Raw genomic sequence first — 14,280 nt, 5'->3', positions numbered from 1 at the left:
CCGAACGCGGAGCGTCTGTTGAGGCATTCCCACGCAGAGCGTGGGAACGATCTGGCCTGGAAATCGGCGTTAGCTGGCAGTCGCCAACAACAGATCCGCCATCGCACGATGCCCACGGTTCTTGCCATGCTCATACAGCGAGCCGGCAATCTCGTCCGCGCGAATCGGCAACACCGACAACAGCGTATCGCTCAGACCATGGCTGGCCTGGCAGAAGCCCTGCATGTAGATGCCGGCCTTGCAGCGTTCGTCGGTGATCAGTTTGTAGTTGCGATCGACCTCGAAGTCGCCGAGGTATTCTTCCAGCGGTGCCAGCAGTTTGCGGTGCATCTGCCGCTCGTAACCGGTGGCCAATACCACCGCATCATAGTTGCGCACGGTGACTTCGCCGGTGGCGTTGTTGCGCACAGCCAGTTCGATACCGTTGTCGGTGGCGGTGGCTTTCTCGACGGTAGTCAGGGTGCGGAACGCGTGGCGGGCAATCCCCGAGACTTTCTGCCGATAAAAGATGCCGTAGATGCGTTCGATCAGGTCGATGTCGACCACCGAATAGTTGGTGTTGTGGTACTCGTTGACCAGACGTTCGCGCTCGGCACTGTTCTGCTGGAACACCAAATCGGTGAACTCCGGCGAGAACACTTCGTTGACGAACGGGCTGTCATCGGCAGGTTTCAAGGCCGAGCCGCGCAGGATCATGTCGACCTGCACCGACGGGAACGAATCGTTCAGGTCGATAAAGGCTTCTGCGGCGCTCTGCCCGCCACCGATGATCGCGATGCTCATCGGCTGATTGTTCACGCACGGCTGCTTGGCCATTTGCGACAGGTATTGCGAATGGTGGAACACACGGGTGTCGCCTTTCAGTGCCTTGAACGCCTCCGGAATGCGCGGCGTGCCACCGGCGCTGACCACCACCGAACGGGTGGTCCGTACATGCTGCTGGCCGTCGCTGCCACGGGAAATCACGCGCAGCGCTTCAACCTGTTGGTTGTGCAGCACCGGCTCGATGGTCAGCACTTCTTCGCCGTAACGGCTCTGCTCGGTGAACTGCCCGGCGACCCAGCGCAGGTAGTCGTTGTACTCCATGCGGCACGGATAGAACGTGCCGAGGTTGATGAAGTCGACCAGACGACCGTGGTGTTTGAGGTAATTGACGAACGAGTACGGGCTGGTGGGATTGCGCAGGGTCACCAGATCCTTGAGGAAGGAAATCTGCAACTCGCTCTGCGTCGACAGGGTGTTGCCGTGCCAGCTGTAGTTGGCCTGCTTGTCGAGGAACAGCACATCCAGCTCGCCGTGGGTCGGCCCGCGCTCTTGCAGAGCGATGGCCAGCGCCAGGTTCGAAGGGCCGAAACCGACGCCGATCAGGTCGTGAACGATGGGCGATGCAATTGCCTGTGTCATTTCCAGTGTCCTCTGGATGAACCCCTCAACGCGGGGATAAAGCCTGGGTGGCCTGACCGGCCTGAATCAGGTCAGCAGGTCGTCTGTTGAGTAGGAACGAGGACGATGAACGGAAATTTAACCAGCAAGGATCAATGGGCATCCCATTGTTTAATCCGCAAGCGGCAATGTTTCATGGCGTTGACGATGTGTTTTTCTACCAACGCCTTGGAAATCCCGAGGTGCTCGGCAATTTCCGGATGGGACAGACCTTCGATCTTGCGCAGCAGAAAACTTTCACGGCAACGCGGCGGCAACTCGGCCAGCGCGCGCTGGAGCATCTCCAGACGCTGGCCGTGGTCAAGCGTGCCATGGGGCGACGGGGTGAAATAGCGTTCTTCACTGTCCAGCACATCGAGTGATTCGACCTGACGCAAGGCGTTGCGCCGATGATCATCGATGACCAGGTTCAATGCCGTGCGGTAAAGGAAGGCCCGCGGTTGTTCGATCGGCGTGTCGCTGGAACGCTCCAGCACCCGCACATAAGCGTCATGCACCACATCTTCGGCCACCTGACGGTTGCCCAGCTTGGCGTTAAGGAAACACACCAGCTCACGATAGTAGTTTTCCAACATGACTCCCGACCGCATCGATGCAGTTCCTGTCCTTGAGCACACTGATCCCGCCACGGAATTGGCAGTAGCAAGATAGTGGCAACTTGAGGTGCGTAATTTATAGTAATTCTCATATAGATTTAAAGAGCTGATTCCACATCCCGACCAAATAGTCCTGCCCGGACACCTGTTACATGATGTGTGGGCGCTTAAATTCCCTTGCCCATGCATCGTTTACAGGACAGCTCCCCGTATCTGTCGTGCCATGCGACAGCGTTCAGCGCCCCTGCACGCCTGTGTACTGGCCGAATGACGGGCCGAACCCACTGGCCGGAACCCTGCATGAAACGTCCCCGCCCCGCCCGACGCGCCTTGTTCGCCGCCCTTTGTCTGATTCCCGTGATCGCCGTTGCCGCGTGGCAAGTCCTGCCGCCGGGGCGCGACGCCCTCGCCACGGTGCAAGTGACTCGCAGCAGTATCGAAAACAGCGTGACCGCACTGGGCACGTTGCAGCCACGCCGTTACGTGGATGTCGGTGCGCAGGCCTCCGGGCAGATTCAGAAGATTCATGTCGAGGCTGGCGATACGGTCAAGGAAGGCCAGTTGCTGGTGGAGATCGACCCCTCCACGCAAAAGGCCAAACTGGATGCCGGGCGGTTTTCCATCGAGAACCTCAAGGCGCAGCTGCAGGAGCAACGCGCCCAGCACGATCTCGCGCAACAGAAATACCAGCGCCAGCAAAAGCTCGCCGCCGGTGGTGCCACCCGTGAAGAAGACGTGCAGACGGCTCGCGCCGAAGTCCGCGCGACACAGGCCCGCATCGACATGTTCCAGGCGCAGATCCGTCAGGCTCAGGCCAGCCTGCGCAGTGACGAAGCGGAACTTGGCTACACACGCATTTATGCACCGATGAGCGGCACAGTCGTGGCCGTCGGCGCCCGGGAAGGCCAGACGCTCAATGCGCAACAGCAAACCCCGCTGATCCTGCGCATCGCCCGGCTCTCGCCGATGACCGTATGGGCCGAGGTTTCCGAAGCGGACATCGGCCACGTCAAACCCGGCATGACCGCCTACTTCACCACCCTCAGCGGCGGTAGCCGACGCTGGAGCAGCACGGTGCGGCAGATTCTGCCAGTGCCACCGCGCCCGCTCGAACAGAATCAGGGCGGCAGCCCCACCAGCGGTCGCAGCGGCAGCGAACGCGTGGTGCTCTACACCGTGTTGCTCGACGTCGACAACGCTGACAACAGCCTGATGACCGACATGACCGCGCAGGTGTTCTTCGTTGCGCAACAGGCACAGGACACCCTCACCGTGCCGACCGCCGCCCTGCAACCCGGCTCACGGCCGCAGTGGCAACGCGCGCAGATCGTCGCCGCCAACGGCGAAATCCAGGCACGTGACGTGCGCACCGGCATCAGCGACCGTTTGCGCACACAAGTGCTTGAAGGCCTGGTCGAAGGCGATCACATCCTCAGCGCGCCGGCCACCGGCAGCGGAGGCTGAATGCAAACCCCTCTGATTGACCTGCGGCAGATCCGCAAATCCTACGGCGGCAATGACAGCCCGCTGGTGGAAGTATTACGCGGTATCGACCTGTCGATTCATGCTGGCGAGTTCGTCGCCATCGTCGGCGCATCCGGCTCCGGCAAATCGACTTTGATGAATATTCTCGGCTGTCTCGACCGCCCTACCAGCGGCGAATATCGCTTCGCCGGCGAAGATGTCGCCCAGCTCGATACCGATGAACTGGCCTGGCTACGCCGCGAAGCATTCGGTTTTGTGTTCCAGGGTTATCACCTGATTCCGTCCGGCTCCGCCCAGGAAAACGTCGAGATGCCGGCCATCTACGCCGGCACCCCGGCCGCCGAACGCCACGCCCGGGCCAGTGCCTTGCTGGAGCGGCTCGGCCTGAGCAGCCGCACCGGCAACCGCCCGCATCAGCTTTCCGGCGGTCAGCAACAGCGGGTGTCGATTGCCCGGGCGTTGATGAACGGCGGCCACATCATTCTCGCCGACGAACCCACCGGTGCCCTCGACAGCCACAGCGGCGCCGAGGTCATGACCCTGCTCGACGAACTCGCCGGTCAGGGCCATGTGGTGATTCTCATCACCCACGACCGCGAAGTCGCGCAGCGGGCCAAACGCATCATCGAGATTCGTGACGGGCTGATCATCAGCGACACCGCCGAACAGCCGTCAGCCCCGCCGCGCAGCGCCAACCCCGGCGCCTTGCAAGCCGTGGATCTGCGCCAGCGCCTGAGCACCGGCAGCACCGAGACCGGCGCCTGGAAAGGTGAACTGGTCGACGCCGTGCAAGCGGCGTGGCGGGTCATGTGGATCAATCGTTTTCGTACCGCGCTGACACTGCTGGGGATCGTCATCGGCGTGGCCTCGGTGGTGGTGATGCTGGCGGTGGGCGAAGGCAGCAAACGCCAGGTGATGGCACAGATGGGCGCCTTCGGTTCCAACATCATTTACCTCAGCGGCACCGCGCCCAACCCGCGCACGCCACCGGGCATCATCACCCTCGACGACGTCGCCGAGCTGGCCGCCCTGCCCCAGGTGGAACGGATCATGCCGGTCAACGGCTCGACCGCTGGCGTGCGTTTCGGCAACGCCGACCACAGCAGTTACGTCGGTGGCAACGACACCAATTTTCCAACCATTTTCAACTGGCCGGTGGTTCAGGGCAGTTACTTCACCCAGGCCGATGAAGACAGCGCCGCCGCCGTGGCGGTGATCGGTACCAAAGTGCGCGACAAGCTGCTCAAGGATGTCGCCGACCCGATCGGCCAGTACATCCTGATCGAAAACGTGCCGTTTCAGGTGCTCGGCGTTCTTGCGGAAAAGGGCTCGAGCTCCGGCGATTCCGACAGCGACAACCGCATCGCCGTGCCCTACTCGGCGGCCAGCACGCGCCTGTTCGGCAGCCGCAATCCGGAATACGTGGTGATCGCCGCCAAGGACGCACGCAAGGTCAAAGACGCCGAGCAGGCGATCGAACAGGCGATGCTGCGGCGGCACAACGGCAAGAAGGATTTCGAACTGACCAACAACGCCGCAATGATTCAGGCCGAAGCACGCACGCAAGGCACGCTGTCGCTGATGCTCGGCGCCATTGCTGCAATCTCTTTGCTGGTCGGCGGTATCGGGGTGATGAACATCATGCTCATGACCGTGCGCGAACGCACCCGGGAAATCGGTATCCGCATGGCCACGGGTGCACGACAGCGCGACATCCTGCGCCAGTTCCTCACTGAAGCGGTGATGCTCTCGGTGGTCGGCGGCATTGCCGGCATCAGTCTGGCGATGCTGGTCGGCGGCGTGCTGTGGTTCAGCGGCGTGGCGATCGCGTTTCAATGGCTGGCCGTCATCGGTGCTTTCGCCTGCGCGCTGGTCACCGGCGTCCTCTTCGGCTTCATGCCTGCCCGCAAGGCTGCCCGGCTCGACCCGGTCACGGCCCTTACCAGTGAATGATCGATCTATGAAAGCGCCACTGACACTCCTTGCCGCCAGCCTGTTGCTGGCGGCCTGCAACAGCCCTGCGCCGCGCCCCGACAGCGGCGTGCAGCCACCGCCCGCGTGGCAGTCGCCTGAGCAGCCCGGTGCCGTGCAGAGCAACCGCCAATGGTGGACGCAGTTCGGCAGCCCCGAACTTGATCGACTGGTCGAACAGGCGCGACTGGGCAGCCATGACCTCGGCGCCGCTGTTGCGCGAGTCAGGCAAGCCCAGGCCAGTGCGACGATTGCCGGCGCCCCGCTGCTCCCGGAAATCAAGGCCGGGCTCAATGCCAATCGACAGAAACTGTTGCACGGCAAAGGCTATAGCCAGCTGGACGTCAGCCCGGATAATCGCTCGCTGGATTATTACGACGCCGAGTTGAGCGCCAGTTACGAAATCGACTTCTGGGGCGGCAAACGCGCGGCCCGCGACAGCGCCGTATTCGGCGTCCAGGCCAGCGAATTCGACCGTGCCACCGTCGAGCTGACCCTGCAAAGCGGCGTGGCCAGCAGCTACACCCAAGCCTTGGCGTTGCGCGAACAGGCGCGCATTGCCGAACTCAATCTGGCCAATGCGCAGAACGTCCTGCACCTGGTGCAAACCCGTTTCGACGCCGGCAGCGCCACCGCGCTGGAACTGGCCCAGCAAAAAAGCCTGGTAGCGGAACAGCAGCGCAAATTGCCGCTGGTGCAACAACAGGCCCGCGAAGCCTTGATCACCCTCGCCGCCCTGCTCGGCCAACCAGTGCAGACACTGTCGTCACCGCAACAGTCGTTCGAACAGTTGCAGTGGCCGAATATCGCCAGTGGCGTGCCCAGCGATCTGCTGAGCCGGCGTCCGGACATCGCCAGCGCCGAAGCCAAACTGGCAGCGGCTCAGGCTGACGTCACCGTCGCTCGCGCGGCCATGCTGCCGAAAATCACCTTGACCGCCAGCCTCGGCACCGGCGCCGATCTGGCGGCGGACCTGCTGCGCACCACGTTCTACAACCTGTCTTCCGGATTGACCGCACCGATCTTCAACAACGGTCGCCTGAGCGCCGAGCGCGACAAGGCCAAGGCGCGTCAGGACGAACTGCTGGAAACCTATCGAGGGGCGATCATCAATGGCTTCGCCGACGTAGAAAAAGCCCTGAGCAGCATTCGCGGCCTCGACGAACAGCGCCAGTGGCAAAGCGAAGAGCTGAGCCAGGCGCAGACTGCGTTCGACATCGCCCAGAGCCGTTATCAGGCCGGTGCCGAAGACTTGCTGACGGTGCTGCAAACCCAGCGCACTTTGTATGCGGCGCAGGATATGAATGTGCAACTGCGCTTGTCGCGACTGCAGGCGAGCATTGCCTTGTACAAAGCGTTGGGCGGTGGCTGGCAGGTTATCTGACAGCAACATCTCTTGTAGGAGCTGTCGAATGCAACGAGGCTGCGATCTTTTGATCTTGCTTTTAAGAGTCAAGATCAAAAGATCGCAGCCTTCGGCAGCTCCTACACGGGATCGCGTCGTGACTGATTGAATTCTCGGGGCAAAAAAAATCGCAGCATCAGGCTGCGATTTTTTTTGCGCTTAGAGTTGCCGGCCTTTCACTTTCAAATGTCGCGCGTACCACGGCCGCTGCGGCACTTTGCGGAACAGGTCGGCCATGTTGTCTTCATCGCCAAACGTGATGCGCAACGCCAGCTTCATGGTTTCCGGGTCCATTTCCACCGAACGGCCGATTTGCAACCCCGGCACGGTGCTGCAGCCATGGGTGTCCGGCCCCAGCCAAGGATCGTCGACCTCAACCCAGCGCCCCGGCGCAAACCACGGCACACCGTTGACTTCCAGCCGGCTGACTTCTCCCGGGTGGAAACGCTCATGTGCACGGAACCAGTCTTCGATACGGTCATCGATCCAGCCGTGGAAACGCCAGAACACCGGGTTCACATGGGAGGAAAACGGGTCGCCGAGAAAGTCGTTTTCCGGCGCATACCAGCGCGCCGCGAAGTCCGCCTGATCGCGCGCCATCGGCACCGGAATGTTGTTGGACGGATCCCGCGCCACCGACGCCCAGCGCATGTGCAGCCAGTCGTGCAGGCCCAGTTCGACTTCCGAGCCGAACTGGCCGAGGCTGAGTTTCGCCAGGTAGCGTGGGTCGCGGTACTGCGATTCCCACACCTGGAAATTGCTGTGGTAGGTCTCGGCCGCTTTGATGTCGCTGACCCACTTGGTGTACTCGTCGTCACCTTCGGTCAGCCAGGTGGGCGGCAGCGCGTCACCGTCGTGATTGTCGAAGTAGCGGGCGAAGCCCTGGCGGTCACGCTCCAGTTCCGGCTGCGGCATCGGGAAGGCCTGCCATGACGGCAGATCCTGCATCGAACGGGCCTTGCCGAGCATGTGCCGGTGCATGAAGAAGAAGTCGATACCCGAACCATTGCGATCCTTGCTCGGCCCACGGGCATCGCGCTCCTTGTCACGGGGGCCGGGTTGCCAGCCGATACCGCGCAGGGCGTCGCGTTTTTTCTCCGAGAGTTTGTGCCACTTGTCGCGGCTGGCGTGCCAGAGCTGGTGGAACAGGCGATGTTCCGGCGCGACCAGCCACGCCAACAGCGTCGGGTTCAACCCGGTGCGTTCGCGGGCCTCGGGAAAACGTCGCTTGATGGCGATGAAGTGATTGTCCAGTTCGGGCAGCGCCAACGGCCGATCCAGGCGCAACACTTGCCCGGTGAACGTGCCACTGCCGGCATTGCCGAATGCCGCCCAGACTTCGTCGAGTTTGACTTTGAATTCGTAGACCGGCGGCGCGTGCGGCGCATCGGTACGCATCAGCCGCCAGTACAATTCGGCGCCGTTGCCCGGTGCCAGATCGCCGATCACTTGATAACGCGCAGGTTCTGCTGAACGCAGATTGGCACCGGTATCGAGAAACCCACGCAGGCCGCGACCCCGGTGGGCAATGTCGAGAAACAGCTCCAGGCCTTCGCGTGGCAAGCCATCGAGCCCCGCCGCAGCGCCGCTGAAACGGATATCCCAGACGCCGCGCAGGTTGTCCGCCAACTGTTGACCAGCCGTATCGGCCAGGTCGACCGTGGCCTCTCCCGGGGTGATCGGAAACTCCTCGCGGGTCAGCTCACGATGTGCATAAAAAGCGGCAGGCAGCGCGGCGCCCGTGAGTGCCATGCCCGCCATGAACCAGCGTCGAGAGATCGTCATTGCCCTACCTGTGTCAGCCATGAAGCAGGCTTTATCCAAGCTAGAACGTTTGCTCGCCGGGGAAATTTACGGCCCCGGCAAAAGATCGCGATGCGCCGTCAGCGCTTTTCCTACGCGCGACTAAATTACCCGCCCGGCCACTCGTTCCTCCCAGATAGCAAAGGCCCCTGCGCCTGCACCTCGACGGCGAACCTGAATGAGATGGCAATGACAAAACCGCGTTCGAAAAAGGCTCTATTTATCGGCCTGCCGCTGGCCTTGGCGATCAGCGCCGGCGCAGGGTTTCTGGCTTGGGATTACTGGTTTCGGGACAACCCCGGCTACCCGGTAAAGGTGATGAAGCAGGCGACCGAATTGCAGGATCGCATCCTCTCGTTCGACAGCCACATCACCGTACCGCTGAGTTTCGGCGCCCACGGCAACGAAGCCGACAAGGACGGCTCCGGCCAGTTCGACCTGATCAAGGCCAATCGCGGGCGCTTGTCGGGCGCTGCGCTGACCGTGTTCGGCTGGCCGGAAATGTGGAATGGCCCCAATGCCCCGCATCGCCCCACCGAAGGTTTTGTCGAAGAAGCCCGCAACCAGCAGGAAGTCCGTTACAAGATCATCACCGGCATGGTCCGCGACTTCCCCAATCAGGTCGGCATCGCCTACACCCCGGATGATTTCCGCCGCCTGCATGGCGAAGGCAAGTTTGCGATTTTCATCAGCATGCTCAACGCCTATCCGCTGGGCAGCGACCTGAGCAAACTGGACCTGTGGGCCGGGCGCGGCATGCGCATGTTCGGCTTCAGCTACATCGGCAACAACAGCTGGGCGGACTCGTCGCGGCCGCTGCCGTTCTTCAATGACTCGCCGGACGCCCTCGACGGTCTCTCCGATATCGGCAAGCAAGCGGTGCAGCGTTTGAACGATCTGGGCGTGATCATCGACGTTTCGCAGATGTCGACCAAAGGCCTGGAACAGGTTGCGCAGTTGAGCCGCACGCCGTTGGTGGCCTCGCACTCGGCGCCGCGTGCGGCAGTGGATATTCCGCGCAACCTCAGCGACAAGGAACTGCAACTGATCAAGAACAGCGGCGGCGTGGTTCAGGTGGTTGGTTTCTCGCAGTACCTCAAACCGCTGACTCAGGGCACGCAGGACAAACTCAACGCCCTGCGCGCACGCTTCGATCTGCCGCCACTGCCAAACCTGGCCATGGCGCTGATGCCGGGCGATCCGATCATCACCGCCTGGTCGGAACAGAAACTCGGCCAGTACGCCAGCGGCCTCTACGGCATCCTTGAAGAAGAACCCAAAGCGACCCTCAAGGATCTCGGTGACGCCATCGATTACACGGTGCGCAAAATCGGTATCGACCATGTCGGCATCTCGTCCGACTTCAACGACGGCGGCGGCATCAAGGGTTGGGAGAACGTTGGCGAAATCCGCAACGTCACCGCCGAACTGATCCAGCGCGGCTACTCCGAAGCGGACATCGCCAAGCTGTGGGGCGGCAACTTCATGCGCGTCTGGGATCAAGTGCAGAAAGCCGCGAAACCGGCGCTGATTTCCCGTCAGGACACTGCCAAGCCATGACTGACCGCCGGACCTTTCTGAAACAGGCCGGTGTGATGGCGGCTGCCCTGCCATTCGGCGCCAGCCTCGCGGCGCCGGCAATGGCCACGACTTCGCCAGTGGCTTCTGCGAACAAATGGACGCAATTGCGCCAGCTGTTCGATCAGGACCCGCAGGCGATCCACTTCGCCAACTTCCTGATCACCTCCCATCCCAAACCCGTGCGCGAAGCCATCGAACGCCATCGCGCCACGCTCGACCGGAATCCGGGACTGGCGATGGATTGGGATCTGGGGAGCAACGAACAATTGCAGCAAAACGTGCGGGTCTGGGCCGGCAAGTATCTGCAAGCCAAGCCCGGCCAGATCGCCCTCACTGGCAGCACCACCGAGGGGCTGGCGATGATTTATGGCAGCGTGCAGGTGCGCACGGATCAGGAAATCCTTACCACCGAACACGAACACTATTCCACGCGCAACATCCTCGATTTCCGCAGCCGCCGCGATGGCACCCGGGTGCGCAAACTCAAACTGTTCGAAACGCCGCAAAGCATTTCCACGGATCAGGTGCTCGACACGATCAACCGCAACATTCGCCCTGAGACCCGCGTACTCGGCATGACCTGGGTGCATTCGGGCAGCGGCGTGAAATTGCCGATCAGCGATATTTCGCGGCTGGTCGATGAACACAACCGTCAACGTGACGACAAGGACCGCTTGATCTACGTGGTCGACGGCGTGCACGGCTTTGGTGTCGATGATCTGAGTTTCCCGCAGATGAACTGCGACTTCTTTATCGCCGGCACCCACAAGTGGATGTTCGGCCCACGCGGCACCGGCATCGTTTGCAGCCGCAGCGAAGAACTGAAGTACGTCAGCCCGAGCGTACCGACGTTCTCCGAAGCCACTTCCTTCGCCACCATCATGACCCCGGGCGGCTATCACGCCTTCGAGCATCGTTGGGCGGTGGACGAAGCGTTCAAATTGCACCTGCAACTGGGCAAGGCCGACGTTCAGACGCGCATTCATCAGCTCAACAGCTACCTGAAACAGCGTCTGCGCGAACACGCGGACATCGAACTGGTGACCCCGCTCGAGCCGAAATTTTCTGCCGGTTTCACGTTCTTCCGGGTCAAGGGCCAGGACAGCGACGAAGTGGCCGCCTACCTGATGCAAAACCGGGTGATCTGCGATGCGGTCAGCCGCGACGTCGGCCCGGTGATTCGCACGGCGCCCGGCCTGCTCAACAACGAAGCCGAGGTGGAGCGTTTCATGGCCCTCCTCGAAAAAAAACGGCGCGCCTGATCCCTCGACTCCAGTTTTCCTTTCACAGAGACGACTCATGAAAAAGCCTCACGCCTGTTTCACCTTCAAGGCCCTGCCCGCGCTGGCCCTGACCGCGCTGTGCGCCGGCCTGCTGCCTGGTGCTGCTCAAGCGGCGACGCCGCCGGCGCCGGGCAAAGTGTTCAAGGACTGCAAGGACTGCCCGGAAATGGTCGTGCTGCCGACTGGCACCTTCACCATGGGCACCCCGGATGACGAAGTCGGCCGCGAACCGGACGAAGGCCCGCGCCACGACGTGACCTTCAGCAAACCGTTCGCCATCAGCCGCTTTCAGGTGCTGGTCGGCGAGTGGGACGCGTATGTGCGCGAAACCGGCAACAAGCCTTACGACTTCGATGATCGCCCGGGCCGCCGCTGCACCGCTGGCAAACCGGAATTCAAACAGACTGCCCGCGACCCGGCCGTGTGCATGAACGTCGCCGAAGCCCAGGGCTACATCGATTGGTTGTCGAAAAAAACCGGTCATGCCTATCGCCTGCAAAGCGAATCGATCCGCGAGTACGCCGCACGCGGCGGCAGCAGCGGGCCCTTCCCTTTCCCGTTCGATGAAGGCAACAACTACCAGATCTCCAAACACGCCAACACCTATGGCGCCGCCGACGGTTACAACTTCACCTCCCCGGCAGGCACATTCCCGGCCAATGCCTTCGGCGTTTACGACGCTCACGGCAACGTCTACGAATGGACCGCCGACTGCTATCACAAGGATTATTCCGGCGTACCGAACGACGGTCGCCCATGGACTCAGGAAAACTGCGAACGCCAGGTCATGCGTGGCAACGACTGGGGCGAGGCGCCGGTGTTCTCGCGTTCCGGCAACCGCAACAGCAGCTGGCCAACCAGCAAGGGCGACTGGCTCGGGTTTCGCGTAGTGCGCGACCTCTGATCCTGCCCGCCACGACCGCAGTGCCGTCTGCGGTCGTTTAAAGAAAGTCCGTGACCATTCGTTTTCCTTTAGTACCGGCACTCCCTCCGCACCGAAGCAGGAATCCTCCATGACCAAGCCTACGCGTGGGGCGATCAACGAATTGTTCGCCTTGCTCAAGCCCTTCCGCCTGATCGTCTCTGTGTCCATCGTGCTCGGCATGATCGGCGGCCTGAGCGTCACCGTGCTGCTGGCAACCATCAACAATGCCCTGCACTCCGACGACGGCCTGACCCGCACGGTGGTGATGATTTTCGCCGGCCTCTGTGCGCTGGCCTTGCTGACGACGATCCTGTCCGACATCGGCACCAACTACGTCGGCCAGCACATCATCGCCAAATTGCGCAAAGAGCTGGGGGAGAAGGTCTTGTCGGCGCCAATCGACCAGATCGAACGCTATCGCAGCCACCGGTTGATCCCGGTGCTGACCCACGACGTCGACACCATCAGCGACTTCGCTTTCGCGTTTGCCCCGCTGGCGATATCCATGACCGTCACCCTCGGCTGCCTCGGCTATCTGGCCATGCTGTCCTGGCCGATGTTCCTGATGATGCTGGTGGCGATTGCCATCGGCACGACCATTCAGGCGATTGCCCGGGCCAAAGGCATGCGCGGTTTCTACGCCGCCCGTGATTCCGAAGACGAACTGCAAAAACACTACAACGCGATTGCCGAGGGTGCCAAGGAACTGCGCATTCATCGCCCGCGTCGCCAGCGTATGTTTGTCGCCGGGATTCAGAAAACCGCCGAGAAGATCTGCGACACCCAGATCAAATCCATCAACACCTTCGTCATCGCCAAGTCCTTCGGCTCGATGTTGTTCTTCGTGGTGATCGGCATGGCGCTGGCCCTGCAATCCTTCTGGCCCAGCGGCGACAAAGCGGTAATGAGCGGCTTCGTCCTGGTGCTGCTGTACATGAAGGGGCCGCTGGAGCATCTGGTCAGCACGTTGCCGATCATCAGCCGCGCGCAGATTGCCTTCCGCCGCATCGCCGAGCTGAGTGAGCAATTCTCCTCACCCGAACCGCACCTGCTGCTGGAAGATCAGGGCAAGAAACCCGGCGCGGTCAACAGCCTCGAACTGCACAACGTGCGTTACGCCTTCCCGCCTGTGGAAGGCAGTGAGCCGTTCCGTCTGGGGCCGGTGAACCTGCGTATTGAACAGGGCGACATCGTGTTTATCGTCGGCGAAAACGGTTGCGGCAAAACCACGCTGATCAAGTTGTTGTTGGGTTTGTATGCGCCGACCGAAGGCGAGATCCGCGTCAACGATCAGCCGATCACCGCGCTCAACCGCGATGACTACCGGCAGAATTTCACGACGATTTTTGCCGACTATTACCTGTTCGACGATCTGATTCAGGGCGACCGCGAAGTCCCGCAGGACGCGACTCGCTACCTCGAACGTCTGGAGATCGCGCACAAGGTCAGCGTGCGCGACGGTGCGTTCAGCACCACCGATTTGTCCACCGGCCAGCGCAAGCGTCTGGCATTGGTCAATGCCTGGCTCGAAGAGCGGCCGGTGCTGGTGTTCGATGAATGGGCGGCCGATCAGGACCCGACGTTCCGGCGTATTTTCTACACAGAGTTGTTGCCAGACCTCAAACGTCTGGGCAAGACCATCATCGTGATCTCCCACGATGACCGTTACTTCGACGTCGCCGATCAACTGGTGCGCATGGAGGCCGGCAGGGTCAAGAGCGAACTGCAAACCGCTTGATCGACGCGGCCGCGGCCAGGCCGGAAAAATAATTTTCCGGTTTGCCGCGG

The 14,280-nt window shown here is 61.7% G+C and carries 10 protein-coding genes; 7 read left to right on the top strand and 3 right to left on the bottom strand.

The window, feature by feature from the left end; genetic code table 11:
• Nucleotides 1-69: 69 nt before the first annotated feature.
• On the bottom strand, nucleotides 70-1,404 hold the full coding sequence (locus ACZZ0A_RS06230) for a lysine N(6)-hydroxylase/L-ornithine N(5)-oxygenase family protein (protein WP_463542658.1): 1,335 nt from the start codon (nucleotides 1,402-1,404) through the stop codon (nucleotides 70-72).
• A gap of 131 nt (nucleotides 1,405-1,535) precedes the next feature.
• The gene (locus tag ACZZ0A_RS06225; protein WP_042704912.1) at nucleotides 1,536-2,018 is read right to left on the bottom strand and encodes a sigma-70 family RNA polymerase sigma factor; all 483 of its coding nucleotides are present in this window, start codon (nucleotides 2,016-2,018) and stop codon (nucleotides 1,536-1,538) included.
• Between the two features lie 321 nt (nucleotides 2,019-2,339).
• Between ACZZ0A_RS06225 and ACZZ0A_RS06220 the strand changes: the two genes are divergently transcribed.
• Genes ACZZ0A_RS06220 through ACZZ0A_RS06210 form a run of 3 tightly spaced genes read left to right on the top strand, consistent with a single transcriptional unit; the run spans nucleotide 2,340 to nucleotide 6,879 of the window.
• Nucleotides 2,340-3,503: an efflux RND transporter periplasmic adaptor subunit gene (locus tag ACZZ0A_RS06220; RefSeq protein WP_095111774.1), complete on the top strand. Its 1,164-nt coding sequence runs from the start codon at nucleotides 2,340-2,342 to the stop codon at nucleotides 3,501-3,503.
• Nucleotides 3,504-5,477: a MacB family efflux pump subunit gene (locus ACZZ0A_RS06215; RefSeq protein WP_463542657.1), complete on the top strand. Its 1,974-nt coding sequence runs from the start codon at nucleotides 3,504-3,506 to the stop codon at nucleotides 5,475-5,477.
• A 7-nt stretch (nucleotides 5,478-5,484) separates the two neighbouring features.
• Nucleotides 5,485-6,879, top strand: a complete 1,395-nt coding sequence (locus tag ACZZ0A_RS06210) for an efflux transporter outer membrane subunit (RefSeq protein ID WP_414894161.1) — start codon at nucleotides 5,485-5,487, stop codon at nucleotides 6,877-6,879.
• 180 nt (nucleotides 6,880-7,059) lie between these two features.
• On the opposite strand, the gene pvdP is transcribed toward ACZZ0A_RS06210, so the two are convergent.
• A complete protein-coding gene (gene pvdP / locus ACZZ0A_RS06205) occupies nucleotides 7,060-8,685 on the bottom strand; it encodes a pyoverdine maturation tyrosinase PvdP (protein WP_095111777.1) in 1,626 nt (541 codons plus the stop codon).
• 207 nt (nucleotides 8,686-8,892) lie between these two features.
• On the opposite strand from pvdP, the gene pvdM reads away from it, so the two are divergent.
• The 4 genes from pvdM to ACZZ0A_RS06185 all read left to right on the top strand — a co-directional run bounded on the left by pvdM (nucleotide 8,893) and on the right by ACZZ0A_RS06185 (nucleotide 14,230).
• Nucleotides 8,893-10,263 carry a pyoverdine-tailoring dipeptidase-like protein PvdM gene (pvdM, locus tag ACZZ0A_RS06200; RefSeq protein WP_463542656.1) on the top strand — a complete coding sequence of 457 codons (1,371 nt, stop codon included), beginning with the start codon at nucleotides 8,893-8,895 and terminating at the stop codon, nucleotides 10,261-10,263.
• Nucleotides 10,260-11,546: a pyoverdine-tailoring periplasmic protein PvdN gene (gene pvdN, locus ACZZ0A_RS06195; RefSeq protein ID WP_463542655.1), complete on the top strand. Its 1,287-nt coding sequence runs from the start codon at nucleotides 10,260-10,262 to the stop codon at nucleotides 11,544-11,546. Before pvdM ends, pvdN begins: the two co-directional genes overlap by 4 nt.
• A gap of 37 nt (nucleotides 11,547-11,583) precedes the next feature.
• Nucleotides 11,584-12,471 (top strand): dihydropyoverdine dehydrogenase, encoded by an 888-nt coding sequence (pvdO, locus tag ACZZ0A_RS06190; RefSeq protein WP_007913354.1) that lies wholly within the window; start codon nucleotides 11,584-11,586, stop codon nucleotides 12,469-12,471.
• Nucleotides 12,472-12,580: 109 nt separating this feature from the next.
• Nucleotides 12,581-14,230 (top strand): cyclic peptide export ABC transporter, encoded by a 1,650-nt coding sequence (locus ACZZ0A_RS06185; protein WP_095111780.1) that lies wholly within the window; start codon nucleotides 12,581-12,583, stop codon nucleotides 14,228-14,230.
• Nucleotides 14,231-14,280: the final 50 nt, after the last annotated feature.

The sequence above is a fragment of the Pseudomonas sp. AC242 genome (assembly GCF_979258655.1).
The sequence above is the reverse complement of the archived record's forward strand: the minus strand, read 5'-3'. Positions and strand labels throughout refer to the sequence as shown.

Excerpts from the sequence above, each read along its gene's own strand:
- pvdP (WP_095111777.1), bottom strand. The coding sequence starts at position 8,685 with ATGACGATCTCTCGACGCTGGTTCATGGCGGGCATGGCACTCACGGGC.
- ACZZ0A_RS06210 (WP_414894161.1), top strand. The coding sequence starts at position 5,485 with ATGAAAGCGCCACTGACACTCCTTGCCGCCAGCCTGTTGCTGGCGGCC.
- ACZZ0A_RS06215 (WP_463542657.1), top strand. The coding sequence starts at position 3,504 with ATGCAAACCCCTCTGATTGACCTGCGGCAGATCCGCAAATCCTACGGC.
- pvdO (WP_007913354.1), top strand. The coding sequence starts at position 11,584 with ATGAAAAAGCCTCACGCCTGTTTCACCTTCAAGGCCCTGCCCGCGCTG.
- ACZZ0A_RS06230 (WP_463542658.1), bottom strand. The coding sequence starts at position 1,404 with ATGACACAGGCAATTGCATCGCCCATCGTTCACGACCTGATCGGCGTC.
- ACZZ0A_RS06225 (WP_042704912.1), bottom strand. The coding sequence starts at position 2,018 with ATGTTGGAAAACTACTATCGTGAGCTGGTGTGTTTCCTTAACGCCAAG.
- pvdM (WP_463542656.1), top strand. The coding sequence starts at position 8,893 with ATGACAAAACCGCGTTCGAAAAAGGCTCTATTTATCGGCCTGCCGCTG.
- ACZZ0A_RS06220 (WP_095111774.1), top strand. The coding sequence starts at position 2,340 with ATGAAACGTCCCCGCCCCGCCCGACGCGCCTTGTTCGCCGCCCTTTGT.
- ACZZ0A_RS06185 (WP_095111780.1), top strand. The coding sequence starts at position 12,581 with ATGACCAAGCCTACGCGTGGGGCGATCAACGAATTGTTCGCCTTGCTC.
- pvdN (WP_463542655.1), top strand. The coding sequence starts at position 10,260 with ATGACTGACCGCCGGACCTTTCTGAAACAGGCCGGTGTGATGGCGGCT.